24 protein-coding genes and 1 pseudogene are annotated in these 26,129 nt (G+C 65.9%); 20 read left to right on the top strand and 5 right to left on the bottom strand.

Annotated features, from left to right (window positions below; all coding sequences use genetic code 11):
• The first annotated feature begins 2 nt into the window (after positions 1 to 2).
• The 18 genes and pseudogenes from HNP60_RS10835 to HNP60_RS10750 all read left to right on the top strand — a co-directional run bounded on the left by HNP60_RS10835 (position 3) and on the right by HNP60_RS10750 (position 18,367).
• Positions 3 to 911, top strand: a complete 909-nt coding sequence (locus HNP60_RS10835) for an NADH-quinone oxidoreductase subunit C (protein ID WP_184153523.1) — start codon at positions 3 to 5, stop codon at positions 909 to 911.
• Entirely contained in the window at positions 908 to 2,146 is a 1,239-nt protein-coding gene (locus tag HNP60_RS10830) for an NADH-quinone oxidoreductase subunit D (RefSeq protein ID WP_184053425.1), read from the top strand. The genes HNP60_RS10835 and HNP60_RS10830 overlap by 4 nt, the downstream gene beginning before the upstream one ends.
• Positions 2,147 to 2,196: 50 nt before the next feature.
• A complete protein-coding gene (locus HNP60_RS10825) occupies positions 2,197 to 2,502 on the top strand; it encodes a nuclear transport factor 2 family protein (protein ID WP_051003869.1) in 306 nt (101 codons plus the stop codon).
• Positions 2,502 to 3,167: a complex I 24 kDa subunit family protein gene (locus tag HNP60_RS10820; protein WP_184153520.1), complete on the top strand. Its 666-nt coding sequence runs from the start codon at positions 2,502 to 2,504 to the stop codon at positions 3,165 to 3,167. Before HNP60_RS10825 ends, HNP60_RS10820 begins: the two co-directional genes overlap by 1 nt.
• Positions 3,167 to 4,522, top strand: coding sequence for an NADH-quinone oxidoreductase subunit NuoF (nuoF, locus tag HNP60_RS10815; protein WP_184153517.1), 1,356 nt, complete (start codon positions 3,167 to 3,169; stop codon positions 4,520 to 4,522). Before HNP60_RS10820 ends, nuoF begins: the two co-directional genes overlap by 1 nt.
• A gap of 14 nt (positions 4,523 to 4,536) precedes the next feature.
• Positions 4,537 to 5,235, top strand: a complete 699-nt coding sequence (locus tag HNP60_RS10810) for a hypothetical protein (protein WP_184048112.1) — start codon at positions 4,537 to 4,539, stop codon at positions 5,233 to 5,235.
• The gene (gene nuoG, locus HNP60_RS10805) at positions 5,235 to 7,247 is read left to right on the top strand and encodes an NADH-quinone oxidoreductase subunit NuoG (protein ID WP_184153514.1); all 2,013 of its coding nucleotides are present in this window, start codon (positions 5,235 to 5,237) and stop codon (positions 7,245 to 7,247) included. The genes HNP60_RS10810 and nuoG overlap by 1 nt, the downstream gene beginning before the upstream one ends.
• Positions 7,244 to 8,290 carry an NADH-quinone oxidoreductase subunit NuoH gene (nuoH, locus tag HNP60_RS10800; protein ID WP_184153511.1) on the top strand — a complete coding sequence of 349 codons (1,047 nt, stop codon included), beginning with the start codon at positions 7,244 to 7,246 and terminating at the stop codon, positions 8,288 to 8,290. The genes nuoG and nuoH overlap by 4 nt, the downstream gene beginning before the upstream one ends.
• Complete coding sequence (nuoI, locus tag HNP60_RS10795; protein ID WP_014076630.1) at positions 8,287 to 8,772, top strand: NADH-quinone oxidoreductase subunit NuoI; 486 nt, start codon at positions 8,287 to 8,289, stop codon at positions 8,770 to 8,772. Before nuoH ends, nuoI begins: the two co-directional genes overlap by 4 nt.
• A 30-nt stretch (positions 8,773 to 8,802) precedes the next feature.
• The gene (locus HNP60_RS10790) at positions 8,803 to 9,417 is read left to right on the top strand and encodes an NADH-quinone oxidoreductase subunit J (protein WP_184153508.1); all 615 of its coding nucleotides are present in this window, start codon (positions 8,803 to 8,805) and stop codon (positions 9,415 to 9,417) included.
• A gap of 28 nt (positions 9,418 to 9,445) precedes the next feature.
• The gene (nuoK, locus tag HNP60_RS10785) at positions 9,446 to 9,751 is read left to right on the top strand and encodes an NADH-quinone oxidoreductase subunit NuoK (protein WP_184153505.1); all 306 of its coding nucleotides are present in this window, start codon (positions 9,446 to 9,448) and stop codon (positions 9,749 to 9,751) included.
• 4 nt (positions 9,752 to 9,755) lie between these two features.
• Positions 9,756 to 11,904 (top strand): annotated as a pseudogene (gene nuoL, locus HNP60_RS10780) (NADH-quinone oxidoreductase subunit L).
• A complete protein-coding gene (locus tag HNP60_RS10775; protein ID WP_184153502.1) occupies positions 11,901 to 13,442 on the top strand; it encodes an NADH-quinone oxidoreductase subunit M in 1,542 nt (513 codons plus the stop codon). Before nuoL ends, HNP60_RS10775 begins: the two are co-directional and overlap by 4 nt.
• Positions 13,442 to 14,881 carry an NADH-quinone oxidoreductase subunit NuoN gene (gene nuoN / locus HNP60_RS10770; protein ID WP_014076625.1) on the top strand — a complete coding sequence of 480 codons (1,440 nt, stop codon included), beginning with the start codon at positions 13,442 to 13,444 and terminating at the stop codon, positions 14,879 to 14,881. The genes HNP60_RS10775 and nuoN overlap by 1 nt, the downstream gene beginning before the upstream one ends.
• A complete protein-coding gene (locus HNP60_RS10765) occupies positions 14,878 to 15,597 on the top strand; it encodes a biotin--[acetyl-CoA-carboxylase] ligase (protein ID WP_221414857.1) in 720 nt (239 codons plus the stop codon). Before nuoN ends, HNP60_RS10765 begins: the two co-directional genes overlap by 4 nt.
• Before the next feature lie 32 nt (positions 15,598 to 15,629).
• Entirely contained in the window at positions 15,630 to 16,424 is a 795-nt protein-coding gene (locus tag HNP60_RS10760) for a type III pantothenate kinase (RefSeq protein ID WP_184153499.1), read from the top strand.
• Entirely contained in the window at positions 16,421 to 18,067 is a 1,647-nt protein-coding gene (locus HNP60_RS10755; protein ID WP_184153495.1) for a ribonuclease J, read from the top strand. Before HNP60_RS10760 ends, HNP60_RS10755 begins: the two co-directional genes overlap by 4 nt.
• Before the next feature lie 15 nt (positions 18,068 to 18,082).
• Positions 18,083 to 18,367, top strand: a complete 285-nt coding sequence (locus HNP60_RS10750; protein ID WP_184153492.1) for a DUF1467 family protein — start codon at positions 18,083 to 18,085, stop codon at positions 18,365 to 18,367.
• Between the two features lie 242 nt (positions 18,368 to 18,609).
• Here the strand turns inward: HNP60_RS10750 and pyrF are convergent, their stop codons facing one another.
• From pyrF to HNP60_RS10730, 4 genes are all read right to left on the bottom strand, one after another.
• Entirely contained in the window at positions 18,610 to 19,284 is a 675-nt protein-coding gene (gene pyrF / locus HNP60_RS10745) for an orotidine-5'-phosphate decarboxylase (protein ID WP_184048136.1), read from the bottom strand.
• Positions 19,281 to 19,634, bottom strand: coding sequence for a lipopolysaccharide assembly protein LapA domain-containing protein (locus HNP60_RS10740; protein ID WP_260394844.1), 354 nt, complete (start codon positions 19,632 to 19,634; stop codon positions 19,281 to 19,283). Before HNP60_RS10740 ends, pyrF begins: the two co-directional genes overlap by 4 nt.
• A 177-nt stretch (positions 19,635 to 19,811) precedes the next feature.
• The gene (purB, locus tag HNP60_RS10735; protein WP_184153490.1) at positions 19,812 to 21,131 is read right to left on the bottom strand and encodes an adenylosuccinate lyase; all 1,320 of its coding nucleotides are present in this window, start codon (positions 21,129 to 21,131) and stop codon (positions 19,812 to 19,814) included.
• Between the two features lie 255 nt (positions 21,132 to 21,386).
• On the bottom strand, positions 21,387 to 21,632 hold the full coding sequence (locus HNP60_RS10730) for a hypothetical protein (protein WP_184153487.1): 246 nt from the start codon (positions 21,630 to 21,632) through the stop codon (positions 21,387 to 21,389).
• A 97-nt stretch (positions 21,633 to 21,729) separates the two neighbouring features.
• Here HNP60_RS10730 and HNP60_RS10725 point away from each other — a divergent pair, with 97 nt between their 5' ends.
• The gene (locus HNP60_RS10725) at positions 21,730 to 22,035 is read left to right on the top strand and encodes an EF-hand domain-containing protein (RefSeq protein WP_184153484.1); all 306 of its coding nucleotides are present in this window, start codon (positions 21,730 to 21,732) and stop codon (positions 22,033 to 22,035) included.
• 74 nt (positions 22,036 to 22,109) lie between these two features.
• Here the strand turns inward: HNP60_RS10725 and radC are convergent, their stop codons facing one another.
• Positions 22,110 to 22,817, bottom strand: a complete 708-nt coding sequence (gene radC / locus HNP60_RS10720) for a RadC family protein (RefSeq protein WP_184048148.1) — start codon at positions 22,815 to 22,817, stop codon at positions 22,110 to 22,112.
• A 74-nt stretch (positions 22,818 to 22,891) separates the two neighbouring features.
• On the opposite strand from radC, the gene HNP60_RS10715 reads away from it, so the two are divergent.
• The gene (locus HNP60_RS10715) at positions 22,892 to 26,110 is read left to right on the top strand and encodes an intermembrane phospholipid transport protein YdbH family protein (RefSeq protein ID WP_184153481.1); all 3,219 of its coding nucleotides are present in this window, start codon (positions 22,892 to 22,894) and stop codon (positions 26,108 to 26,110) included.
• Positions 26,111 to 26,129 lie beyond the last annotated feature (19 nt).

Here is a 26,129-nt window from a genome sequence, read left to right as displayed (position 1 = left end):
GTATGGCCGAAGTCCATTCCGCCCCCCGCGTCGCGCCGATCGAGGGCCTTGCCGATGCGCTGCGCGCCGCGCTGGGCGATGCTGTCCTGGCCGTCAGCGAAGCGCATTTCGAGATGTCGATCGGCGTCACGCGTGAGGCGCTCGCCGATGTGATGGTGACGCTGCGCGACCAGTTCGCCTATCAGCAGCTCATGGAAATCGCGGGCGTGGACTATCCCGAGCGCGCCGAGCGTTTCGAGGTCTGCTACCATCTGCTTTCGGTCACGAAGAACCACCGGCTGCGCGTCAAGGTGCGCACTGACGAGGATCATGCCGTGCCGACGGTGACGCATCTCTGGCCGGTCGCCGGCTGGCTGGAGCGCGAGGTGTTCGACATGTACGGCGTCCTCTTCGAGGGCAATACGGACCTGCGGCGCATCCTCACCGATTATGGCTTCAAGGGGCATCCCTTCCGCAAGGACTTCCCGCTCACCGGCTATGTCGAGCTGCGCTATTCCGAGGAACTGAAGCGCGTCGTCTATCAGCCCGTGCAGCTCGCGCAGGATTTCCGCAGCTTCGATTTCATGAGTCCGTGGGAAGGCGCGCGTTACGTGCTGCCCGGGGACGAGAAGGCGCATGGCCAGGCGCCGGGCGCGCCCACGCCGGTCGCGGCGCCGCCGCCTCCGCCCAATGCGGCGGAGAAGCCCGCGCCGACCACGGTGACGCCCAAGACGACCGAGAAGCCCGAGCAGACCGGCGCTGGCGAGCCTGCCAACAAGGAAGCCGCCAAGCGCAGCCGCACCAAGAAAGCCGAGGCCGAGACGGTGAAGCCGGAGAAGCCGGCCCGCGCCCGGAAGGCGACGCCCACGGGCGATGCGCCGGCCAAGGCCCCGCGTGCCCGCAAGCCCAAGGCGCCGGAGGGTGAATCCTGATGTCGACCTATGCCGAGAAGCTGCAGCCGCTGGCCGAGGAGGGAGAGCCCTTTCCCGGCGACACGGCCATTCAGAACTACACGATCAATTTCGGCCCCCAGCATCCGGCTGCGCATGGCGTGCTGCGTCTGGTCATGGAGATGGACGGCGAGATCGTCGAGCGCTGTGATCCGCATGTCGGCCTGCTGCATCGCGGCACCGAGAAGCTGATCGAGTACAAGACCTATCTGCAGGCGCTGCCTTATTTCGACCGGCTCGATTATTGCTCGCCGCTCGGCATGGAGCACAGCTATGTGCTCGCGATCGAGAAGCTGCTGAACCTCGAGGTGCCGCTGCGCGCGCAATATCTGCGCGTGTTCTTCGCGGAGCTGACCCGCATCTGCAATCACATGCTGAACCTGGGGTCGCATGTGATGGATGTGGGCGCGATGACGCCGAACCTGTGGATGTTCGAGATTCGCGAGGATTGCCTCAATTTCTTCGAGCGCGCGTCCGGCGCGCGCATGCACAGCGCCTATTTCCGGCCCGGCGGCGTCCATCAGGACGTGCCCCTGAAGCTGCTCACGGACATTGGCGACTGGCTCGACAATCGCCTGCCGCGCCTCTTCGAGGATGCGATCAGCCTCGTGGCGGACAACCGCATCTTCAAGCAGCGCAATGTCGATATCGCGGTCTGCTCGAAGGAAGACGCGCTCAAATGGGGCTTCTCCGGTCCGATGATCCGCGGCTCGGGCATTCCCTGGGATATCCGCAAGGCGCAGCCTTACGACGTCTATGACCGCATGGAGTTCGACGTCCCCGTCGGCACCAATTATGACTGCTATGACCGGTTCATGGTGCGCGTGGAGGAAGTCCGCCAGTCCGCGCGGATCATGAAGCAGTGCCTCAACGAAATGCCGGAAGGGCCGGTCGCCAGCTTCGATCGCAAGGTCGTCCCGCCCAAGCGCGGCGAGATGAAGCAATCGATGGAAGCGCTGATCCACCACTTCAAGCTCTACACCGAGGGCTTCCACGTCCCCGAGGGCGAGGTCTATGTGGCGACCGAGAGCCCCAAGGGCGAGTTCGGCGTCTATCTGGTGAGCGACGGCTCCAACAAGCCCTATCGCTGCAAGATCCGCCCCACCGCCTTCAGCCATCTGCAGGCCATGGACTTCCTCATGAAGGGCCACATGCTCGCCGACACCACCGCCGTCCTCGGCGCGATGGACATCGTGTTCGGGGAGTGTGATCGGTGAGCATCGATCTCGCTCTTTCCCCAGACGAGCGTATCGCGATCGCGACGCGCATGATCGAGGTCTACAATGCGCAGGACGCCGACGCCTATGTCGCGTTCATGACCGACGATGCCTGCGAGGCGGGCTATCGCGGCGCGGTGATCCGCGAGGGCAGGGAAGGGACGCGCGCCGGGCTCAAGGCCATGTTCGCGCAGTTCCCGCAGAACCGCGCCGACATTCTCGCGAGCCATTGCCTCGGCGAGACGGTCGTGCTGCACGAGAAGGTCTCGCGCGCGCCGGATGGCGAGCAGTTCGAGGTCATGTCCATCTATTCATTCGAGGGCGACAAGGTGTCGCGCGTGGAGTTCATCCGTTAATGGCTGACGCACCCCAGATTCCTGACGAAGCGGAAGTCCGCGCCCGCTGGGGCGGCTTTGCCTGGACGGCGGAGAATGCCGCGCAGGCCAGGACGGTCATCGCGCGCTATCCCGAGGGGCGCCAGCAATCGGCGGTGATGCCGCTGCTCGATCTCGCCCAGCGCCAGGTCGGCGCGGAGACGAATACGCAGGGCTGGCTGCCGATCCCGGTGATCGAATATGTCGCCGCGCAGCTCGATATGCCGTTCATGCGCGCTTATGAGGTCGCGACCTTCTACACCATGTACAATCTCGCGCCGGTCGGCCGTTTCCATGTGCAGGTCTGCGGCACCACGCCGTGCATGCTGCGCGGGTCGGACGATGTGCTGGACGCCTGCTACAAGCGCGGCCTCAAGAAGGGCGCGACGACGGCGGATGGTCTCTTCACCCTCACCGAGGTCGAGTGTCTGGGCGCCTGCGCCAATGCGCCGATGGTGCAGATCAATGACGACAATTACGAAGACCTGACCTTCGAGACCATGACCGCGATCCTCGACGATCTCGCCGCCGGCAAGCAGCCGAAGATCGGCCCGCAGATCGACCGCCAGACCAGCGCGCCCGAGGGCGGCCCGACCGCGACGAAGGCCATGGTCCACGAGAATCACGATTATCGGGGGGAATGGTAATGGCTGACGCAACCACACCCGCCGCGCCGCCGCCTCCGCCGCCGTTCGTCGGCCCGCTGGAGGACAAGGACCGCATCTTCACCAACGTCCATGGCTATCAGGACTGGCGCGTCGACGCCGCCATGAAGCGGGGCGACTGGGACAATACGAAGAAGCTGCTCGAGATCGGGCAGGACGGCATCATCGACATCATGAAGGCCTCGGGCCTGCGTGGTCGCGGTGGCGCGGGCTTCCCGACCGGCATGAAGTGGAGCTTCATGCCCAAGGAAAGCAAGGATGGCCGCCCGAGCTTCCTGGTCATCAATGCCGACGAATCCGAGCCGGGCTCGTGCAAGGACCGCGAGATCATCCGCCACGATCCGCATAAGCTGATCGAGGGCGCGCTGGTCGCCGGTTTCGCGATGCGCGCCCGCGCGGCTTACATCTACATCCGCGGCGAGTTCATCTACGAGGCGAAGGTGCTCTTCGCCGCCGTCGAAGAGGCTTATGCCAGGGGCTTCATCGGCAAGAATGCCTGCGGTTCCGGCTATGATTTCGACGTGTTCGTGCATCGCGGCGCGGGCGCCTATATCTGCGGCGAGGAAACCGCGCAGATCGAGAGCCTCGAGGGCAAGAAGGGCCAGCCGCGCCTCAAGCCGCCGTTCCCGGCCGGCGCGGGGCTTTATGGCTGCCCGACCACGGTCAACAATGTCGAGAGCATCGCGGTGGCGCCCACCATCCTGCGGCGCGGCGCGGCGTGGTTCTCCAGCTTCGGGCGCGAGAACAACCGCGGCACCAAGCTTTTCCAGATCAGCGGCCATGTGAACAAGCCCTGCGTGATCGAGGAAAGCATGAGCATTCCCTTCCGCGAACTGATCGACCGCCATTGCGGCGGCATTCGCGGCGGCTGGGATAATCTGCTCGCGGTCATCCCCGGCGGCTCCTCGGTGCCGCTGGTGCCGGCCGCCGAGATCATGGACGCGCCGATGGATTTCGACGGCCTGCGCGCGCTCGGCTCGGGCCTCGGCACGGCGGCGGTCATCGTCATGGACAAGTCCACGGACATCGTGCGGGCAATCGCGCGGCTCTCCTATTTCTACAAGCATGAGAGCTGCGGCCAGTGCACGCCCTGCCGCGAAGGCACGGGCTGGATGTGGCGCGTCATGGAGCGCCTCGTGCGCGGCGACGCGGAGGTGGAAGAGATCGACATGCTTTTCCAGGTCACCAAGCAGGTCGAAGGCCACACCATCTGCGCGCTCGGCGACGCGGCGGCCTGGCCGATCCAGGGCCTCATCCGCCACTTCCGCCCCGAAATCGAACGCCGCATCGCCGCCAAGCGCGGCGGTATGGCGCCCGTGATGGAGGCGGCGGAGTGAGAGGCAGTCTCGCCTTGAGTACCGCGGTTGTGGCTGCCTTTTTGGCATCGCCGGCGCTTGCGCAGGCCAAGGAGCCGAAGACGGGAAGCCTTGTTCCTAGCACGCCCTCTGGTTCTGTACCCGATCGGCTCGGACTCACGGACGAAACGCGTGGTCGTATGGCCGTTGAAAGTTTCGCTGAGTGCCTTGTCGCCAAGCGCGCTGACGAGGTTAAGGCTTATGTACGGCTTAAGCACGGGTCCGAGGGTATTAAGAAGCTCGGCCAGCTGATTGAAAAAAACTCCTCATGTCTTGCTTACGGTACGACGAGGATACATCAGAACACATTGCGCGGGGCTGTTTTTCGGGCGCTTTATCTCAAAGAGAATGGGCGCGATAAACTTGCTCTGAGCGGGAAGGTTTTTCCATTTGCCGAGCATGTAGATGATGCCCAGTCTGAGTCAGGCAAGGTCTATCTGACATTGATGGAATTCGGCTCATGCGTCGTGCGCTCCGACCCTGAAGCTGCGAAAGACTTTCTGCTGGCAGAGCCGGATAGCGCGGCAGAGACGAAAGCATTAGGGGCGCTGTCATCAAAGTTCGGGTCCTGTTTTCCGCAAGGCCCGCAGGCAACGCTCAGTAAGTCGGTTCTGTCGGCGGTGCTCGCCGAAGCCGCTTATCGTGAGGCTGAGATGGGTAAGGCCGGGCCCGCGGCCGTTTCGGGGAAGCAATAATGCCCAAAGTAACCGTAGACGGCATCGAGATCGAGGTTCCCGCCGGAGCGACCGTGCTTCAGGCGTGCGAGCTGGCCGGCAAGGAAATTCCGCGCTTCTGCTATCATGAGCGCCTGTCCATCGCCGGCAATTGCCGCATGTGCCTCGTCGAGGTGAAGCCCGGGCCGCCCAAGCCGCAGGCGAGCTGCGCACTGCCGGCTGCCGAGGGCCAGGAGATCCGCACCGACAGCGAGATGGTGAAGAAGGCCCGCGAGGGCGTGATGGAGTTCCTGCTCATCAATCACCCGCTCGATTGCCCGATCTGCGATCAGGGCGGCGAGTGCGACCTGCAGGACCAGTCCATCGCTTATGGCCGTGGCGCGAGCCGTTTCCACGAGAACAAGCGGGCGGTCACCGAGAAATATATGGGCCCCATCGTCAAGACGGTGATGACCCGCTGCATCCAGTGCACCCGCTGCGTGCGCTTCGCCGAGGAAGTGGCCGGCGTGCCGGAGATCGGCGCGATCCATCGCGGCGAGAACATGCAGATCACCACCTATCTGGAGCATGCCGCCAAGAGCGAGCTTTCCGGCAATGTGGTTGATCTCTGCCCGGTCGGCGCGCTCACCTCCAAGCCTTATGCCTTCGAGGCGCGGCCCTGGGAGCTGAAGAAGACGCTCGCGATCGACGTGATGGATGCCGTGGGCACCAATATCCGCGTCGACAGCCGCGGCCGCGCCGTGCTGCGCGTGCTGCCGCGCATCAATGACGACGTGAACGAGGAGTGGGCGAGCGACAAGACGCGTCACGCGGTCGACGGGCTCATCCGCAAGCGGCTCGACAAGCCCTATGTCCGCAAGGACGGCAAGCTCGTGCCCGCGACCTGGGACGAGGCCTTCGCCGCCATTGCGCAGGTCGCGAAAGGTGCGGCCGGCTCGGTGGCCGCCATCGCGGGCGACCAGCTCGATTGCGAGACGATGTTCGCCGCGCGCGAACTGGTGACGGCGCTGGGCGGCACGATGCTGGAAGGGCGTCAGGGCGGCCTCGATTACGACGTCTCCAGCCTCTCCGCCGTGAATTTCAATTCCACCATCGCGGGCATCGAGAATGCCGATGCCATCCTGCTGGTGGGCACCAACCTGCGCTGGGAAGCGCCGCTCATCAACACGCGCATCCGCAAGGCGATCAAGAAGGGCGCCAAGGTCTGGACGCTCGGCCCGGACGTGGACCTCACTTACAAGGTGACCTCGCTCGGCAATGATGCGGCGCTGCTGGCGAACCTGCCCAAGGATCTGGTCGAGGCGTTCCGTGCCTCGCATCGCCCCGCGCTCATCATGGGCGGCGGCGCGCTGGCCGTGCCGGGCCTGCATGGCGCGGCGCTGGCGGCGGTCGAGCCGCTCGGGCTCGTCCGGGATGACTGGAACGGCTTCAATGTCGTTCACATGGCGGCGGCGCGCATGGGCGGGCTGATGCTGGGCTATGCCACGCCGGGCGGCGCGAAGGCGATCGCCAAGGCGGCGCCGAAGCTGCTCTTCCTCATGGGCGCGGACGATGTGCCGTTCGATCTCTTCGGGCAGAGCTTCAAGGTCTATGTCGGCCATCATGGCGACAAGGGCGCGCATGCGGCGGACGTGATCCTGCCCGGCGCGGCCTATACCGAGAAGGCCGGCACTTATGTGAATACGGAAGGGCGCGTGCAGCGCGGCGAGAAGGCCGTATTTGCGCCCGGCGACGCGCGCGAGGACTGGACGATCCTGCGCGCCCTGTCCGATGTGCTCGGGCATCCCTTGCCGTTTGACAGCTTCGATGCGCTGCGCGCCGCCATGTATGCGGCCGTGCCGGCGCTGGCGGAAGAAGGACTGGCGGGTTATGATTGGTCGGTACCGTCGCTGCCGGCCGCGCCATCCGGCGAGATCGCCCTGCCGATGAAGGATTTCTACCTCACCAATGCCATTTGCCGGGCCAGCCCGACGATGCAGCGCTGCTCGGCGGAACTGCTCCATGGCGCAGACTTCGCGGAGGCCGCGGAATGACCTCCTGGTTCCAATCTCTTCTCGGCACCGGATGGGGCTGGTTCGTCGCGAACCTCATCTACATCCTGCTGATCGCCCTGCCGCTGATGCTGGCCGTCGCGATGATCATCTATGCCGATCGCAAGATCTGGGCGGCCATGGCGCTGCGGCGCGGGCCGAACGTGGTCGGCCCCTTCGGCCTGCTCCAGTCCTTCGCGGACGGCCTCAAGGTCTTCCTGCAGGAGACGATCATCCCGAGCGCGGCCAACAAGGGCCTGTTCCTGCTCGCGCCGATCATCACCTTCACGGTGGCGCTCATGGCCTGGGCCGTGATCCCGTTCGATGCCGGGCTGGTGCTGGCCGACATCAATGTGGGCCTGCTCTACATTCTCGCGATCAGTTCGCTGGGCGTCTATGGCGTCATCATGTCGGGCTGGGCATCCAACTCGAAATATCCCTTCTTCTCGGCGATGCGCGCATCCGCGCAGATGATCTCCTATGAAGTATCGATCGGCTTCGTGCTGATCTCCGTCGTGCTCTGGTCGGGCAGCTTCAATCTCTCGACCATCGTGATGACGCAGAAGGGCTATTACGGCTTCCTCAACGGGCACGGCTTCAATCCGCTGCTCTTCCCGATGGCGGTGGTCTTCCTCATTTCCGCACTGGCCGAGACGGCGCGCGCGCCCTTCGACCTGACCGAGGCGGAATCGGAGCTCGTCGCCGGCTACCAGACCGAATATAGCTCGATGAGCTTCGCGCTTTTCTGGCTCGGCGAATATGCCAACGTCATCCTGATGTGCGCGCTCAACGCCATCCTGTTCTGGGGCGGTTACCTGCCCCCGGTGGACTGGGCGCCGCTTTACATGGTGCCGGGCATCGTCTGGCTGTGCGCCAAGATCCTGTTCTTCTTCTTCGTGTTCAGCTGGGTGAAGGCCACCGTGCCGCGCTTCCGCTATGACCAGCTGATGCGGCTGGGCTGGAAAGTCTTCCTGCCCCTCTCGCTGTTCTTTGTTTTCCTCGTATCCGGGTTCCTCATGCTGACCCGTTATGGAGCTGCCGGATGAGCGTTGCTCACCTCATCAAGTCGTTCACGCTCTGGGAGTTCGTGAAGGCGCACTGGCTGACCTTGAAGTATTTCTTCAAGCCCAAGGCGACCATCAACTATCCCTATGAGAAGAACCCGATCTCGCCGCGCTTTCGGGGCGAGCATGCGCTGCGCCGCTATCCCAACGGGGAAGAGCGCTGCATCGCGTGCAAGCTGTGCGAGGCGATCTGCCCGGCGCAGGCCATCACCATCGAGGCGCAGCCGCGCGACGATGGCTCGCGCCGCACGACGCGCTATGACATCGACATGGTGAAGTGCATCTATTGCGGCTTCTGCCAGGAAGCCTGCCCGGTCGACGCGATCGTGGAAGGCCCGAATTTCGAGTTCGCGACGGAAACGCGCGAGGAACTCATCTATGACAAGGCCAAGCTGCTGGCCAACGGCGACAAATGGGAGCGGGCGATCGCGGCGAACCTTGCCGCCGATGCGCCCTACCGTTAAGGCGCCGCGCAGGGACCAGAGGGGGACGTTTTGACCGTTCAAGTTCTCGCCTTTTACCTGTTCGCGAGCATCGTCGTGGCTTCCGCCGCGATGGTCATTCTCGCGCGCAATCCGGTGCACAGCGTGCTGTGGCTCATTCTCGCCTTCTTCAATGCGGCGGGGCTCATGGTGCTGCTCTCGGCGGAGTTCGTCGCGATGCTGCTCGTGATCGTCTATGTCGGCGCGGTCGCGGTGCTGTTCCTCTTCGTGGTGATGATGCTGGACATCGATTTCGCGGAGCTGCGAGCCGGGTTTGTCAGCTATTTCCCGGTGGGCGGCGCCATAGCGCTGGTGCTGCTGGTGGAACTGGTGCTCGGCATCAGCGCCTGGCGGGCGGGCACGCTCAATCTGGGCCAGCGCGCCGCGCCGGTGCCGGATGCGACGCCGAACATCGAGGCGATCGGCCAGCTGCTCTATTCGCGCTACATCTTCCTGTTCGAGGCGGCGGGCCTGATCCTGCTGGTGGCGATGATCGGCGCGATCGTGCTGACGCATCGTGCCCGCGGCGGCACGCGCATGCAGGATATCGGCAAGCAGGTGCGCCGTCGCCCGGAGGAGGCGATCCGCAACGTCAATCAGCCCGTGGGGCAGGGGGTGGAGCTGTGATCGGGCGCTATTGGACTGGAGACGCGGCATGATCGGCCTTGCGCATTATCTCGTCGTGAGCGCGATCCTGTTCGTGCTGGGCGTTCTGGGCATCTTCATCAATCGCAAGAACGTCATCATCATCCTGATGGCCATCGAGCTGATCCTGCTGGCGGTGAACATCAATCTCGTCGCATTCAGCGCCTATCTGGGCGATCTGGTCGGGCAGGTGTTCGCGATGTTCGTGCTGACCGTGGCGGCGGGTGAAGCCGCGATCGGTCTGGCGATCCTCGTCATTTATTTCCGTGCGCGCGGCACCATCGCTGTCGACGACATGAATCGCATGAAGGGCTGAGCGCGTGATCTCAATCATCGTCTTCGGTCCGCTGCTCGCCGCGCTCATCGCGGGGCTGGGCAATCGCGTCATCGGCAATGTGCCGGCCAAGATCGTCACCACCGGTGCGCTGTTCCTGTCCTGCGCGCTGTCCTGGGCGGTCTTCCTGCCGTTCCTCAGCGGCCATGGTTCGCAGTTCGTGGAGCCCATGTTCACCTGGGTGCGCTCGGGCACACTGGACGTGAGCTGGGCGCTGCGGGTGGATACGCTCACCGCGACCATGCTGGTGGTCATCACCAGCGTCTCGGCGCTCGTCCACCTCTATAGCTGGGGCTATATGGACGAGGATCCGGACCAGCCCCGCTTCTTCGCCTATCTCTCGCTGTTCACCTTCGCCATGCTCATGCTGGTGACGGCCAACAACCTGCTGCAGATGTTCTTCGGCTGGGAAGGCGTGGGCCTGGCATCCTATCTTCTGATCGGCTTCTGGTTCCGCAAGCCGTCGGCCTGTGCGGGCCGCGATCAAGGCCTTCGTGGTCAACCGCGTCGGCGATCTCGGCTTCATGATGGGCATTTTCGGCATCTATCTGGTGTTCGACACCATCGACATCCCCGAGATCCTGGCCGCTGCCCCCGCGATGGCGGGCTCGACCATCGGCTTCCTCGGCATGCGGCTCGATACCATGACGGTGCTCTGCCTGCTGCTGTTCGTCGGCGCGATGGGCAAGTCGGCGCAGCTCGGCCTGCACACCTGGTTGCCGGACGCGATGGAAGGCCCGACCCCGGTCTCCGCGCTCATCCACGCCGCGACCATGGTGACGGCGGGCGTGTTCATGGTCTGCCGGCTCTCGCCGCTGTTCGAGACGAGCCATGTCGCGATGTCGGTCGTGACCATCGTCGGCGCCGCGACCTGCATCTTCGCCGCCACCATCGGCACGGTGCAGAACGACATCAAGCGCGTCATCGCTTATTCGACCTGCTCGCAGCTGGGCTACATGTTCTTCGCCGCGGGCGTGGGCGCTTACAGCGCCGCGATGTTCCACCTGCTCACGCATGCCTTCTTCAAGGCGCTGCTGTTCCTGGGCGCCGGCTCGGTCATCCATGCCATGCATCACGAGCAGGACATGCGCTATTATGGCGGCCTGCGGAAATCGATCCCGATCACCTTCTGGACGATGCTGCTGGGCACGCTCGCCATCACCGGCGTCGGCATTCCGGGCACGGTCTTCGGGTTTGCCGGCTTCTTCTCCAAGGATGCCATACTGGAGAGCGCTTATGCGGCCGGCGGCCATGGCACCGGCGCGTTCTTCGTGGGCGTGTTCGCGGCCTTGCTCACCAGCTTCTACAGCTGGCGGCTGATGTTCCTCACTTTCTGGGGCAAGCCGCGCTGGATCCAGAGCGAGCATATCCAGCATGCCGTGCATGACGCGCATGGCCACGGCCATGACGATCATGCCCATGCCGATCATGCCCATGACAGCCATGCCCACGCGCAGGCGCATGGCCACGCCACGCCGGATGCGGACAATCCCCCCGCGCAGGAAGATGCCGGCCATGATCCGCATGGTCACGAGACCGGCGTGCATGCGCTGGCAGACGGGACGGGCGGCTATCATCCGCACGAGAGCCCGCTGGTCATGCTCATCCCGCTCATCGTGCTGAGCGTCGGCGCGGTGTTCGGCGGTCTCGCCTTCCACCATGCCTTCTTCGATGCCGAGGGCGGCGCGCACTTCTGGGCGGCCAGCACGCTGTTCTTCAACGAGCATCTCGTCCATGCCGCGCACGAAGTGCCCAAGTGGGTGAAGTGGTCGCCGTTCGCGGTGATGGCCACCGGCCTCGCGATCGCCTGGCTCGCTTATATCCGCCACACGGACTGGCCCGCCCGGTTCACGGCGCAGTTCGGCCTGCTGTACACCTTCCTGCTGAACAAGTGGTACATCGACGAGCTCTATGACCTGCTCTTCGTGCGTCCCGCCTTCTGGCTCGGCCGCATCTTCTGGAAGGGCGGCGATCAGGGCGTGATCGATCGCTTCGGTCCCAATGGTGCGGCGGCTGTGGTCGTCGCCGGGGGCCGGGTCACCCGTGCCCTTCAGTCGGGCTATCTCTATTCCTATGCGCTGGTGATGCTGATCGGCCTCGCCGCGGCAGTCACCTGGGCGATCATGCCGAAATGAGCCAGAGCTTCCCCATCCTTTCGCTGATGCTCGCCGTCCCCATGGTCGGCGCCATCGCCTGTCTCTACGTCACGGCGCAGTCGGCGCGGTGGATCGCGCTCGTCGCGACGCTGATCGACTTCGTGCTCGGCGTGCTGCTGTGGATGTCCTTCGACCAGACGGCCGGGGCGCCCCAGTGGCAGTTCACCGAATATGCGCCGATCTTCGGCAAGTTCGCCTGGGCGCTGGGCATAGACGGCATTGCGCTCATGCTCATCGCGCTCACCGTGTTCCTGATGCCGATCTGCATCGGCGCGAGCTGGGACGCGATCCAGAAGCGCGTCGGCGAATATATGGCGGCGTTCCTGTTCATGGAGACGCTGATGATCGGCGTCTTCGCGGCGCAGGACATCTTCCTCTTCTACATCTTCTTCGAGGCCGGCCTCATCCCGATGTATCTCATCATCGGCATCTGGGGCGGCGCGGACCGGATCTACGCAAGCTACAAATTCTTCCTCTACACGCTGCTCGGCTCGGTGCTGATGCTCATTGCCATGCTGTGGATGGTGCGCGAGGCGGGGTCGACTGCCATTCCGGTGCTGATGGCCTATGATTTCCCGGTCGAGGCGCAATATTGGCTGTGGCTCGCCTTCTTCGCCAGCTTCGCGGTGAAGATGCCGATGTGGCCGGTCCACACCTGGCTGCCGGACGCGCACGTGCAGGCGCCCACGGCGGGCTCGGTCATCCTGGCCGGCGTGCTGCTCAAGATGGGCGGCTATGGCTTCATCCGCTTCTCGCTGCCGATGTTCCCGGAGGCCTCGGCCCATTTCGCCTGGCTGGTCTTCGCCCTGTCGATGGTCGCGGTGGTCTACACGAGCCTCGTGGCGCTGGTGCAGCAGGACATGAAGAAGCTCATCGCTTATTCTTCGGTCGCGCACATGGCGATCGTCACCGTGGGCCTGTTCGCGTTCAACCAGCAGGGGCTGGAAGGCGCCATGATGGTGATGCTGGGCCATGGCCTGGTCTCCGGCGCGCTGTTCCTTTGCGTGGGCGTCATCTATGACCGGCTCCACACCCGCGAGATCGATCGTTACGGCGGCCTCGCGATCAACATGCCGCGTTACGCGCTGCTGTTCATGCTGTTCACCATGGCCTCGGTGGGACTGCCCGGCACGAGTAATTTCGTGGGCGAGCTGCTGGCGCTGACGGGCGTTTACCAGGCCTCGAGCTGGGTCGCGCTGGTCTGCACGACCGGCATCATCCTGGGCGCTGCCTATATGCTGTATCTCTATCGCCGCGTCGTCTTCGGCGATCTGGTCAAGGACGATGTGAAGGCGATGCCTGATCTTTCCCCGCGTGAGCTGGCGCTGCTGGTGCCCATCGCGCTCGCCGTGCTGTGGATGGGCGTCTATCCCGAGAGCTTCCTCGCGCCGATGCGCAACGACGTCGCGGCGATCGTCGCGCGCACCGAAGCCGCGCGGCCGGAAGGCGACGCGAAGCTGGCCATGGGACCGGCGGAGAAACAGGCGACGCATGACACTGCCGGGGAGGCGCACTGATGGACAGTCTCGGCGTTTTCGCCTCGGTTCTGCCCGAGATCATCCTGACCGTTTCGGGTCTGGCGCTGCTCATGGCGGCCGCCTTCTCGGGCGATCGCATTGCCGGTCTGGTCAGCTGGCTCTCCGTCGCCGCGCTGGTGGTGGCCGGCCTCGCGCTCGCGCATCCTGCCGTTCATGCCGGCGGCGAGATCTTCGACGGGCTATATCGCGCCGACGCTTTCTCGGCCTTCGCCAAGGCGATGATCTTCGGTGCGGCCGCGGTCTCCATCGTCGTGGCGCCGCGCTTCTTCGAGCGGCAGGGCGGCCTGCGCGGGGAATATCCCGTGCTTATCGTCTTCTCCTCCATCGGCATGGCGATGATGGTCTCCGCGACCGATCTCCTCACGCTCTATGTCGGGCTGGAGCTGCAGAGCCTTGCCGCTTATGTGCTGGCGAGCTTCATGCGCCGGGACGTGCGCTCGGCCGAGGCGGGCCTCAAATATTTCGTGCTGGGCGCGCTCGCGAGCGGCATCCTGCTTTATGGCATGTCGCTGCTTTACGGCTTTGCTGGCTCCACCAGCTTCGCCGGCATCGCGCAGGCGATGGGCGGGGAGATGAGCACGGGCCTGATGTTCGGTCTGGTGTTCGTGCTGGCCGGCCTTGCCTTCAAGATCAGCGCCGTGCCGTTCCACATGTGGACGCCGGACGTCTATGAAGGCGCGCCGACCCCGGTCACCGCCTTCTTCGCCAGTGCGCCCAAGGTGGCGGCGCTCGCGCTCACCACCCGCGTTGCCATCAGTGCCTTCGGGCCGGGCGGCATCGCCTGGCAGCAGATCGTGATCTTCCTGGCGCTGGCCTCCATCGTGCTGGGCGCGGTGGCTGCCATCAACCAGTCGAACATCAAGCGACTGCTGGCTTATTCGTCGATCAACAATGTCGGTTTCGCGCTGATCGGCCTGGCCGCCGGCACCGCCGAGGGCGTCGCCGCGCTGATGAGCTATCTGTTCATCTATATCGTGATGACCGCCGGCAGCTTCGTGTGCGTGCTGCAGATGAAGGACAAGGACGGCAACCCGGTCGAGACGATCGCCAGCCTGTCCGGTCTTTCGCAGACCCGGCCCGGCCTGGCCGCCGCCTTCGCGATCTTCATGTTCAGCCTCGCGGGCATTCCGCCGCTGTTCGGCTTCTGGGCCAAGTTCCTGGTCTTCGATGCCGCCGTCGGCGCGGGCATGACGGCGCTGGCCGCCATTGGCATCGCGGCTTCGGTCATCGGCGCTTATTATTATCTGCGGGTGGTGAAGACGATCTACTTCGATCCGCCGGCCGAGGGCTATGCCGCCGAGCGCTCCATGGTGGATTACGGCATCATCGTCGTGTGCGCCGCGGTGATCGTGTTCGGCTATCTGCTCAATCCCGCGCTGGATCAGGCAAGCGCGGCAGCCGCAGCGTCGCTGTTCTGACCGGGCGCATCCGGCTCGTCCCGGAGACCGGCTCGACCAATGCGGACGTGCGCGCGCTGGCCGGCGATGGCTGGCCGGAGGGGCAGTGGCTGCGCGCCGAGCGCCAGTCCGCCGGGCGCGGCCGCCTCGGCCGGGGCTGGCTCAGCACGGCAGGCAATCTCCATGCCTCGACCCTGATCCGCCTGCGCCCCGGCGACCCGCCGGTTTCCGGGCTGGGGCTGATGCTCGGGGTGGCGGTGCACGCGGCGCTGTCCGGCCTGCTGCCGGAGGCGGATGTCCAGCTCAAATGGCCCAATGACGTCATGGCCGGCGGCGCCAAGCTCGCGGGCATGCTGCTGGAGCGGGAAGGGGATGCCGTCATCGCAGGCATCGGCGTGAATGTCGCGCAGGCGCCCGCGCTGCCCGATCGGCTGACTGCCGCCCTGGCCGATCTGCCCGGCGGCGCCGGCCTCATGGCGGCCGAAGTGCTCGATGCGCTGGTGCCCGCCGTGGATCTCTGGCTGGCGCGCTGGCGCACGGGCGGGCTGAGCGCCGTTCTTCCCGAGTGGCAGCGGCGGGCCCATCCGCCCGGCACGCGGCTTCTCCTCTCCATGGGCGATGGCCCGTCGCTGGCGGGCTGCTTCGCGGGGCTTGAGGCCGATGGCGCGCTCGTTCTGGAGACCGGCGATGGCGCGCGGCACGTCGTTCACAGCGGCGACGTCGGCGTCCTCGATTGACTTTGCCCGCAACAGTCTGACAGGGACAGGCCATGCTTCTCGCTATCGATGCCGGCAACACCAATGTCGTTTTCGCGCTCGTGGATCGCGGGGAGATTCGCGCGCGCTGGCGCATCGCGACTGATCCCCGGCGCACGGGCGATGAATATGCCGTCTGGATCAACCAGCTCCTCGGGCTGGAGGGGCTGGCGATGGCGGATGTCACGGCGGTCATCATTTCCACCGTGGTGCCGCGCGCGCTCCATAATCTGGAAGTGCTGGCAGGCAAATATTTCGGGGTGACGCCGCTCATCGCCGGCCAGCCGCCGGTCGAGTGGCATATCAATGTCGACGTGCCCACGCCCCAGCAGCTCGGCGCCGATCGCGCAGTGAACGCCATCGCCGCTCATGCGGCTTATGAGGGCGATCTCATCATCATCGATTTCGGCACGGCGACCACGTTCGACCATATCGATTACAGCGGCGCCTATAAGGGCGGCATCATCGCGCCGGGCATCAATCTCTCGCTCGATGCGCTGGTCAGCGCGGCGGCCAAGCTGCCCCGCATCGCCATCGCCGCGCCCGCGGGCAAGAGCGTGATCGGCCGGACGACGGAAGACCAGATGCTGATCGGCGTGTTCTGGGGCTATGTCGCGATGATCGAGGGGCTGGTCGAGCGCATGCGCAAGGAGATCGGTCGCCCGGCCCGTGTCGTTTCGACCGGCGGGCTCGCTGCCTTGTTCGACGAGAAGACCGACCTTTTTGACATCATCGTGCCGGATCTCACCATCAACGGTCTGGCCATCCTTTACGAGCGGAGTTTGAAGACAGGCATGACGAAGCCATGACGCCCGGCGAAGAACTGCTATTCCTGGCCCTGGGCGGGTCCGGCGAAATCGGCATGAACCTGAACCTTTATGGCTGTCGCGGCAAATGGGTGATGGTCGATCTCGGCGTGACCTTCGCCGACGCCTCCTATCCGGGCGTGGACCTCATCATGCCGGACACCGCCTTCATCGAGGAGCGGCAGAAGGACCTGCTCGGCATCGTGCTGACGCATGGCCATGAGGATCATATCGGCGCCGTGCCTTATCTGGCCGCAGAGCTGGGCGTGCCGCTTTACGCGACGCCGTTCACGGCCGGGCTGATCCGCGGCAAGCTTGCCGAGGAGGGGCTGGAAAGCAGCGTTCCTCTGCATGTCATCCAGGAAGGCGAGGGGTTCGAGCTGGGGCCGTTCGGCTTCCGCTACGTCCCGCTCGCGCACTCGATTCCGGAAGGCAATGCGCTGCTGATCGAGACGCCGTTCGGCCGCATCTTCCACACCGGCGACTGGAAGCTGGACGACGAGCCCCAGCTCGGCCGCCCGAGCACGGCCGAGGAATTGCGCGCCATTGGCGACACGGGCGTGCTGGCACTGGTCTGTGACAGCACCAATGTGTTCAATGCGGAGGCCAGCGGTTCGGAAGGGTCGGTGCAGGCCGATCTGCTGAGCACCGTGGCCGGCGCACGCGGGCGCGTGGTCGTCACGACCTTCGCGAGCAATGCGGCGCGGCTGCACACGCTCGCCAATGTCGCGCGGCTCACCGGGCGCAAGCTGTGCGTCGCGGGGCGCTCGCTCGATCGCATCCTCAGCGTCGCGCAAAGCTGCGGCTATCTCAACGATTTCCCGCCGCTGCTGGATTTCGACGGGATCATGGCCGTTCCCCCGCGCGAAGCGATGATCATCGCGACCGGTGGTCAGGGCGAGCCGCGCGCGGCGCTGGCGCGCATTGCCGCCGGCCAGCACCCCATTTCGCTCGATGCCGGCGACACGGTGATCTTCTCCTCGCGCAAGATCCCGGGCAACGAGATCGCCATCGGCCGCATCCAGAACGCGCTGGCCGAGAAGGAAGTCGTCATGGTGACGGAGAGCCAGGCGCATGTGCATGTTTCGGGTCATCCCGGCCGGCCGGAGCTGGCTGCGATGTACGAATGGATTCGCCCCGAGATCCTGCTGCCCGTCCATGGCGAGATGCGCCACATGATGGAGCAGGCCCGCTTCGGCGCCAGCGAGGGCATCGCGCGCACCATCGTCCAGAAGAATGGCGATGTGCTGCGGCTCGCGCCCAACGGGCCGACCAAGCTGACCGAGGTTCATGCCAGCCGTCTGGTGCTGGACGGGGACGTCATCCTGCCCGCCGATGGCGGCCCGATGAGCGAGCGGCGCAAGCTCATGCTCCATGGCCATATGAGCGTGGGGCTGGCGCTGTCGTCGGCCGGCAAGCTGGTGGGCGTGCCGGACATTCGCCTGCTCGGCGTGCCGATCGAGGAGGATCGCGAGTTGTTCCTGGAGGAAGCGCGCGCGGCGCTCGCCTCGACCGTCAGCGCCAAGGGGCGCCGGAGCGACATCGAGGCGCTGCGGGAAGCGGTGCGCATCGCCGTGCGCCGCGTGGCGCTGGACTGGACCGGCAAGAAGCCGATCGTCAGCGTGTCGATCGTGCAGGCGGGCTGAGGGAGCGAGCGGATCATGCGGTTCACATCGCTGCTGGCGATCTATTTCCTGTTCTGGTTTCTCAGCCTTTTCGTGGTGTTGCCCTTCGGTGTTCGCACGTCGGATGAAATGGGCAAGGACCGGGTGCCGGGGCAGGCGGACAGCGCGCCGCACGAGTTCCGGCCTTGGCGGATCATCTTGCGGACCAGCGTCGTGGCCGCCATATTGTTCGGCCTGTTCTACGCCAATTACGTCAATGGCTGGATCACGGTGCGCAGCTTCGACGCCATCTTCTCCCCGCCCGCGGAATTCGCTGAATAGCCATTAGTCGTTATATAACATAGGCTTATCGGAGATATCTGGCAAGCAGTCCGGCAACGGCAGCCGACCTTCGCTGACGGCCGGTTTTATGTGTCCTAATCTGTCCACTTCCCGCGCAAGAACGCCCGGGATTACGGACACATAGGCACCTAAACCCGCTCGTCGAAAATGTCCGGTAAAAACACCCTGCTGTGCGACTGGCGGCGGGGAGCCGCCGGAGCGGTCCACAAGGCCGCCCGGAGCTACAGCGTCGCTTCGATTTCCCGCGCGGCCTGATCGGGCTCCATCGCCTGCGTGATCGGGCGGCCGATCACCAGGATGGAAGCGCCGGCATCCAGCGCCTCGCGCGGCGTGACGGCCCGCTTCTGGTCACCCTTGGCCGCGCCGCTCGGCCGGACCCCCGGCACGACGAAGAAGCCGCTCGGCCAGAGCTTGCGGGCATAAGCCACTTCCGCGCCGGAACAGACGATGCCGTCCAGTCCGGAGGCGCGGGCCAGCTCGGTCAGCCGCGCCACCTGCTCGCGGGCCGTGCCGGAGACGCCGGTCTCGCCCAGGTCCGTGTCGTCGAGGCTGGTCAGCATGGTGACGGCGACGACCTTGGTATGGACGCCTGCCGCGGCCTTCGCGTCCTCCATCATCGCGCGCCCGCCCGAGGCATGGACCGTGATGATCGCGGGTTCGAGCGAATGCAGTGCCTGCACCGCCTTGGCGACGGTATTGGGAATATCGTGCAGCTTGAGGTCGAGGAAGATCGGCAGTCCGAACTTGCGCATCTCATGGACGCCGTGATGGCCATTGGCGCAGAAGAATTCCAGGCCGAGCTTGATCCCGCCGACATGGTTGCGCACGCTGCGCACAATGTCCTGCGCGCGGGTCAGAAGAGGCGTATCGATGGCGACGTAGATGATGCTGCTCATGGCTGGGCCGGGTCGGATCCTGTCGGAGGCGTGTCGGGAGCGCTGGTGGGCGCGGGGGTGGACGCGCGGGGCAGCGGCGCGGTGGGGGCCGCATAGGCCGAGGGAACGACTGCCGCAAGGGCCCGCTCGGCCGTGTCGAGTTTCCGGCGCAGGCGCCAGTGCGTTGCCTTGTGCAGGGCCCAGAAAGGCAGCGAGCCGGCGAGGAAGGCCACGATCACGATCAGCGCCAGCTTGGTCTCAAGCTGCAGCCCGCCCCACAGGTTGATTGTCACCGGGGTCCAGTTGGCAAAACTGAAGATCATGACGATGATCGCCAGCACGACCCAGAAAGCGGTTCGCAGGAACTGCATGGTTTCGGTTCTCCAGCGTGCTCTGTCCCTGCGGACCATAAGAGGGAAGGGGCCGGTTGCCTAGGGGCGTGATCGATATTCGGGCGCCGCCCGCCAGGGAGCCTGTCTTCGCGTCTTTCAGAAGCGATCCGCGGCGGGCATCGGACGAGCAATTGCGTCCGATGCCCGCCACGCGGGTCAGCCGGCCTCGCCGAACACCCGCGTGAAAATGGTGTCGACATGCTTGAGATGATAATCGAGGTCGAACAGCGCCTCCAGCTCGGCGGTCCCGAGATAGGCCGAGACGCCGGGATCGGCCTTCAGCAGGTCGAGCAGGGACAGCTTGCCGTCCGATTCCCACACTTTCATCGCGTTGCGCTGGACGAGGACGTAGCTGTCTTCCCGGCTCACGCCCGTCTGGGTGAGCGCCAGCAGCACGCGCTGCGAATGAATGAGCCCGCCCATGCGGTTCATGTTCTTCATCATCCGCTCGGGATAGACCAGCAGCTTGTCGATCACCCCGGTCAGGCGCCCCAGCGCGAAATCGAGGGTGATGGTGGCGTCCGGCCCGATGAAGCGCTCGACCGAGGAATGGGAGATATCCCGCTCATGCCAGAGCGCGACATTCTCCAGCGCGGGCAGCGCATAAGCGCGCACCATGCGGGCAAGGCCGGTGAGATTCTCGGTGAGCACCGGATTGCGCTTGTGCGGCATGGCCGAGCTGCCCTTCTGGCCGGGCGAGAAATATTCCTCCGCTTCCAGCACTTCGGTGCGCTGGAGGTGGCGAACCTCGACGGCGAGGCGCTCGATGGAACCGGCGATCACGGCGAGGGTGGAGAAGAACATCGCATGGCGATCGCGCGGGATAACCTGCGTGCTCACCGGCTCGACCGCGAGGCCCAGCTTCTCGGCGACATGCGCTTCCACGCGCGGGTCGATATTGGCGAAAGTGCCCACCGCGCCGGAAATCGCGCAGGTCGCGACGTCTGCCCGCGCGGCGAGCAGGCGCGTCTTGCAGCGGCTGAACTCGGCATAGGCTTCCGCGAGCTTCAGGCCGAATGTCACCGGCTCGGCATGGATGCCGTGGCTGCGCCCGATGGTCGGCGTCAGCTTGTGCTCGAAGGCGCGGCGGCGGATCGCCGCCAGCAGCGTGTCCAGATCCTCAAGCAGGAGATCGGCCGCCCGCGTGAGCTGCACATTGAAGCAGGTGTCCAGCACGTCCGAGCTGGTCATGCCCTGATGCATGAAGCGGGCTTCGTCCCCGACATTCTGCGCCACCCAGGTCAGGAAAGCGATGACGTCATGCTTGGTGACGGCCTCGATGGCGTCGATCGCAGCCACGTCGATCGCGGGATTGTTCGCCCACCAGTCCCACAGGGCTTTCGCGGCGCTTTTGGGCACCACGCCCAGCTCGGCCAGCGCATCGGTGGCATGCGCCTCGATTTCGAACCAGATGCGAAAGCGTGCTTCCGGCTCCCAGATGGCGGTCATCTGCGGGCGGGCGTAACGAGGGACCATGGGCATATTCCTGGGCTTGGACGACGGGATGCGCCGGCCCCTAGCAGGCAGGCGGCCGGGGGGCAAATGCGCCGGTGAGCCGGAGCCTAGGCCGGGCGTGCAATCGACTTGGAGGGCGTTTCGCCATGGCAAGGGCTCGATTCACCGCGTCCGCAGGGGTCATCCCGGAAACATGGCTCCCGATGGCCGTTTTGAGAGCAACGACACCGGGAAACCAACGCCCCCGACACGGCTGAAGGCGCCCCGGCACAGACTTCAAGAACGACGATGCAAGCATCGATTCACTTCAGAAGAACAGGAGTAGATGATGTCCAGATCGACCAAATTTACCTCGTCCCTCGCGATGGCCGCCCTGATCGCGGCCGCGCCGGCGGTGCTCCATGCGCAGACGACGGATGCGCCGATGAATCCGACCCCGGCGACCAATCCGACCGCCCCGGGCCCGACGGAATCCGCGCCTGCGCCCTCGACCATGGCGCCGCAGCCGAACACGACCGACATCCCGGCCAGTGAGCCCGCGACTCAACCGGCACCTCAGGCGTCTGCGCCGACGGCCCCTGCCCAGACTGCCGAGGCGCCCGTCCCCGCTGGCGAGCCTATGACGCAGCCAGCCCCTCAGGCGCCTGCGCAGACTGCGGAAGCGCCCGCTGAAGGCAAGCCGCAGGTCGTTGCGTTCGTTGACCAGCAGTTCCCGCAGGCGGACGCCGACGGCGACGGCTCGCTCTCTCCCACGGAGTTCGAGCCGTGGATCAAGGCGCTGAAGACGGCCGAACTCCAGTCCTCCGGCGGAACGGTCGATGAGGCGGAAGTGACCACTTATGCCAGCAACGCGTTCGCGACGGCCGACGCAGACGGCAACAAGCTCGTCAGCAAGGATGAGCTGACCCAATTCCTCCAGGGCTGATCGCGGAGGAAAGACCCAATTCCCTGATGGGCGCGGAAAGGAGCCGGAGCAATCCGGCTCCTTTTTCCTGCTCCCTACATCAGGCCCTCGTTGCGCATCGAATAATGGCCGTCCGTCCCGATGATGATGTGGTCATGCACGGACACGCCGATCGGCCTCAGCGCATGGATGATTTCGCGGGTGAACTCGACATCCTGCCGGCTGGGCTCGGGCGATCCGCTCGGATGGTTGTGGACGAGGATGAGGCTGGCGGAGCCAAGCTCGACGGCGCGCTTCACCACTTCACGCACATAGACCGCAGCCTGATCGATCGTGCCATCGCCCATATGATCGTCGCGCAGCAGCATGTTCCGGCTGTTGAGGTGGAGGACCCGGACGCGCTCGACCGACATGAAAGCCATGTCGGCCCTGAGATAATCGAGCAGCGCCTGCCAGCTCGAGAGCACGGGCCGTTGCACCAGCTCGCCGCGCAGCATGCGCAGGGATGCGGCCTGCACGATCTTGAGGGCTGCGATGCTGGTCTCGCCCAGGCCCGGCATCCGCTCCAGCGCGGCCCAGTCCGCCGTCAGCACGCCGCCGAGACTCCCGAAATGGGCGATCAGGGCCTTGGCGAGCGGCTTGGTGTCCCGCCGGGGGATGGCGAGGGCCAGCAGATATTCGATCAGTTCATGATCCAGCAGCGCATCCGGGCCGCCTTCCGCCAGTCGTTCCCGCAGCCGTGCGCGATGCCCGGTGCCGTCATGCGTGGGCGGGGCCTTGCCCCGGGATCGTCCTTCGCTCATGAGTGTTGACGCTAGGCGCGGGTCGTAAAAGCGGCAAGCGGAATGACAAATACCAGGAAGGACGGCTGATCGACTTGGCCGAGGATGCCGAACTGCCAGAACAAGCCGCCCGTGCGCATGGCCGCCGCACCCGACTGGCACGATGGATCGGCGGGAGCGCGGCGCTCGCGCTCGTCGCGGCCGGGGGCGCCCTCTGGCTCGCCCGCAAGCCCATCGCGGACAGCTTCATCGCGCGGGAACTGGCCGCGCGCGGCGTGCAGGGCCGTTATCAGGTCACGCGAATCGGCCCGCGCACGCAGCGGCTCGACAATCTCGTCATCGGGGACCCCAAGCGGCCCGATCTCGTCATCCGGTCCGTCGAAGTGGATGTCGGCTGGAGCCTGACGGGCGCGCGCATCGCGGCTGTGCGGGCAAGCGGGGTGCGGCTGCGAGGACGGATCGCGGACGGCGCCCTGAGCCTTGGGTCGGTCGATCGCTTGCTGGGGGAAGGTGGCGGGGCGGCCCAGCTGCCCGACTGGATCGTCGACCTGAACGATGCCCGCGCCGATATCGCGACCGATCAGGGGATGCTCGTCCTTGGCATGGAAGGGCGGGGGCCGCTGCGGGCGGGCTTCTCCGGGACGATCAGTCTCGCCTCGACCGGCCTTTCGGTGGGCGCGTGCCGGACCGGGCGGCTCATCGCCCCGCTCGATGTGACGACCCAGGAAGACGGCATCTGGCTGAAGGGGCCTGTGTCCACGTCGGCGGCGACATGCACGGACGCGGGAGTCACGCTCGCGACGCCGCGCCTCGGCGTCAATCTGCGCCTCGACCCGTCACTTCGCAATCCGAGCGGCGCGATCACGCTTCATGCGGATGAAGCGCGGCAGGGCGACCGCGTGTTCGATCGCCTGTCCGGCCTGCTGGCCTTTTCCGGCAAGGACGGCGACTTGCGCGGGAGCGCATCGCTCGCCGCGACCGGCGCGGCCGTGGATGGCATCGACACCGGCCCGGTCAAGATCGGCGGCAATTTCGCGTTCCGGCCCGAGGCGCGCAATCGGGCGCTGGTCTGGCAAGGCATGGCGACGATCGACAATGCGCGCCCCACCCGTGGCCTGAAGCCCGAGAGAGTCGTCGCGGCGACGGCCGGCACTCCCGTCGAGCCGCTTGCCCGGCGGCTCGCCCATGCCCTGGACGCGCTCGGCAAGCGGAACCGGCTGGCCGTGGGCGGGCAGGTCAATCTGCTCGGCGGGCGAGGCAATGCCCGGCTCGACCGTCTTGAACTGACCTCTGCCAGCGGGGCGCGCCTTTCCGCCGAGGAGGGCAGCGTGCTGCGCTTCGATTGGCCGACGGGCGCGATCGGCGCCACGGCTACTCTGGACATGCGCGGCGGCGGCCTGCCGGAAGGGCGCGTCCGTCTCGCGACCGGGCCGCAGGGCGAGCTGCGCGGAACGGCGACGCTGGCGCCTTATGCGGCAGGCTCGGCGCGTCTGGCGCTGGCGCCGCTGACCTTCGCGATCGATGCCGCCGGGCGCGGCACCGTGAGTTCGGCGCTGACGCTGGATGGTCCGCTGCCGGATGGCGCGATCGAGGGGCTGAACATGCCGCTCAGGCTCCGCTTCTCGCCGGCGGGCGGGGTTTCGCTGGCGAGCGACTGCGTGCCCCTGCGCTGGCGGTCTCTGCGGAGCGCCGGCGTCGCGATCGATCCGGCCGGGCTCACCTTGTGTGGCGCCGAAGAGGGGCAGATCCGCACGGGCCCCGTCCGGCTGACCGGGAGGATGGGTGACAACCGCCTGCTCTTCTCGACCCGCTCGGCCCGCTATGCGCTGGCGACGGGGCGTTTCGAGATGGCTGGACCGGATCTGCGCATCGGCGCCGGGGAGAACCCGGTCCGCATGGCCGCGGCCCGGCTCGCCGGCGCCATGACGGGCGGGAGTGGCTTTGCCGGGACGATTGAGGGCGGGGCGGGACGGATCGGGACCGTGCCGCTCGACCTGGCCGACATCGCCGGGCGCTGGACGCTGCGCGACGGCCGGCTGTCGGTCGACGGCGCGTTGCGGGTGAGCGACACGCAGGCCGATCGGCGGTTCAATCCGTTGGTCGGGGAGAATGTCCGCCTGACCTTCGCTGACGGCCGGATCGAGGCGACCGGCACGCTGGTTCATCCGGTGCGGCGGGAAGCGATCGCCGCGGTGACGATCCGGCACGATCTGCCCAGCGGGGTAGGGCGGGCCGACTTCACGGTGATTGATCTGCGTTTCGGCAGCCGCCTCCAGCCCGATGACATCACGCCGCTGTCGCTGGGCGTGGTCGCCAATGTCGACGGCGTCGTGAACGGGCAGGGGCATATCCGCTGGTCGGGCACGGACGTGGCGAGCGAAGGCAGCTTCTCGACGCAGGACATGGCCTTCGCCGCGGCCTTCGGCCCGGTGACGGGCTTTTCGACGAGTCTGCGCTTCACCGATCTGCTCGGCCTTCGCACGCAGGCCGGGCAAGTGATGACCATCCGCAGCGTCAATCCCGGCATCGAGGCGAATGACGGCGTGGTTCGCTATGCGCTGCTCTCCAGCGAGGAGGCGGTCATCGAGGGCGGCCTTTGGCCCTTCTCCGGTGGCACGCTGGAGCTGCTGCCGACCCGCCTCGCGCTGGATTCGCGCAAGCCCCGCTCGCTGGATTTCCGCGTGGTGGGGCTGGATGCCGGTGCCTTCATCAACAAGCTGGAGCTGGAGAATGTGTCCGCCACCGGCACTTTCGACGGCTTGCTGCCGATGATCTTCGATGAGAATGGCGGGCGCATCGAGGGCGGGTTGCTGGTGGCGCGGCAACAGGGCGATGCGGCGCGCGTCCTCACGACCACCGAGGGACTGGATATCCCTTGCGACCAGAGCCGGCAGGCGGGCAATCTCTCTTATGTGGGCGAAGTGTCCAATGCAAAGCTCAACGCGGTCAGCAAGCTGGCCTTCGATGCGCTCAAGAATCTCCGCTATCGCTGTCTCGCCGTGCTGCTCGACGGCGCGATCGATGGCGAGTTCGTCACGCAGGTCCGCGTCAACGGCATCAACCAGGGCACGGAGGAAGCGCGGAAGAGCTTCCTGGCCCGACCGTTCCTCGGCCTGCCCTTCATTTTCAACATTCGCATCGAGGCGCCGTTCCGGGGGCTGCTCAACACCGCGACCGGTCTTGCCGACCCGACGCTGCACATCCGCAGGCAGCTCGACGAGGAAGCGGCGAGCAGGAAGGAAGCACAAAGCGAGAGCGGGCTTGCCGTTCAGCCCCCGGACAGCGAAAAGGGTCTAGAAAGGGATCAGGAATGAGGCAGCGACCATGGTTGGA

This window comes from Sphingobium lignivorans, assembly GCF_014203955.1.
In the GTDB taxonomy this organism is placed as follows: Bacteria; Pseudomonadota; Alphaproteobacteria; order Sphingomonadales; family Sphingomonadaceae; genus Sphingobium; species Sphingobium lignivorans.
The sequence above is the reverse complement of the archived record's forward strand: the minus strand, read 5'-3'. Positions and strand labels throughout refer to the sequence as shown.

What these genes read in the sequence shown, in the direction of transcription:
- HNP60_RS10835 (WP_184153523.1), top strand. Translation starts at nt 3, where the DNA reads ATGGCCGAAGTCCATTCCGCCCCCCGCGTCGCGCCGATCGAGGGCCTT.
- HNP60_RS10825 (WP_051003869.1), top strand. Translation starts at nt 2,197, where the DNA reads ATGATCGAGGTCTACAATGCGCAGGACGCCGACGCCTATGTCGCGTTC.
- HNP60_RS10820 (WP_184153520.1), top strand. Translation starts at nt 2,502, where the DNA reads ATGGCTGACGCACCCCAGATTCCTGACGAAGCGGAAGTCCGCGCCCGC.
- nuoF (WP_184153517.1), top strand. Translation starts at nt 3,167, where the DNA reads ATGGCTGACGCAACCACACCCGCCGCGCCGCCGCCTCCGCCGCCGTTC.
- nuoG (WP_184153514.1), top strand. Translation starts at nt 5,235, where the DNA reads ATGCCCAAAGTAACCGTAGACGGCATCGAGATCGAGGTTCCCGCCGGA.
- nuoH (WP_184153511.1), top strand. Translation starts at nt 7,244, where the DNA reads ATGACCTCCTGGTTCCAATCTCTTCTCGGCACCGGATGGGGCTGGTTC.
- nuoI (WP_014076630.1), top strand. Translation starts at nt 8,287, where the DNA reads ATGAGCGTTGCTCACCTCATCAAGTCGTTCACGCTCTGGGAGTTCGTG.
- nuoK (WP_184153505.1), top strand. Translation starts at nt 9,446, where the DNA reads ATGATCGGCCTTGCGCATTATCTCGTCGTGAGCGCGATCCTGTTCGTG.
- HNP60_RS10775 (WP_184153502.1), top strand. Translation starts at nt 11,901, where the DNA reads ATGAGCCAGAGCTTCCCCATCCTTTCGCTGATGCTCGCCGTCCCCATG.
- nuoN (WP_014076625.1), top strand. Translation starts at nt 13,442, where the DNA reads ATGGACAGTCTCGGCGTTTTCGCCTCGGTTCTGCCCGAGATCATCCTG.
- HNP60_RS10760 (WP_184153499.1), top strand. Translation starts at nt 15,630, where the DNA reads ATGCTTCTCGCTATCGATGCCGGCAACACCAATGTCGTTTTCGCGCTC.
- HNP60_RS10755 (WP_184153495.1), top strand. Translation starts at nt 16,421, where the DNA reads ATGACGCCCGGCGAAGAACTGCTATTCCTGGCCCTGGGCGGGTCCGGC.
- HNP60_RS10750 (WP_184153492.1), top strand. Translation starts at nt 18,083, where the DNA reads ATGCGGTTCACATCGCTGCTGGCGATCTATTTCCTGTTCTGGTTTCTC.
- pyrF (WP_184048136.1), bottom strand. Translation starts at nt 19,284, where the DNA reads ATGAGCAGCATCATCTACGTCGCCATCGATACGCCTCTTCTGACCCGC.
- HNP60_RS10740 (WP_260394844.1), bottom strand. Translation starts at nt 19,634, where the DNA reads ATGCAGTTCCTGCGAACCGCTTTCTGGGTCGTGCTGGCGATCATCGTC.
- purB (WP_184153490.1), bottom strand. Translation starts at nt 21,131, where the DNA reads ATGGTCCCTCGTTACGCCCGCCCGCAGATGACCGCCATCTGGGAGCCG.
- HNP60_RS10730 (WP_184153487.1), bottom strand. Translation starts at nt 21,632, where the DNA reads ATGTCGGTCGTGTTCGGCTGCGGCGCCATGGTCGAGGGCGCAGGCGCG.
- HNP60_RS10725 (WP_184153484.1), top strand. Translation starts at nt 21,730, where the DNA reads ATGACGCAGCCAGCCCCTCAGGCGCCTGCGCAGACTGCGGAAGCGCCC.
- radC (WP_184048148.1), bottom strand. Translation starts at nt 22,817, where the DNA reads ATGAGCGAAGGACGATCCCGGGGCAAGGCCCCGCCCACGCATGACGGC.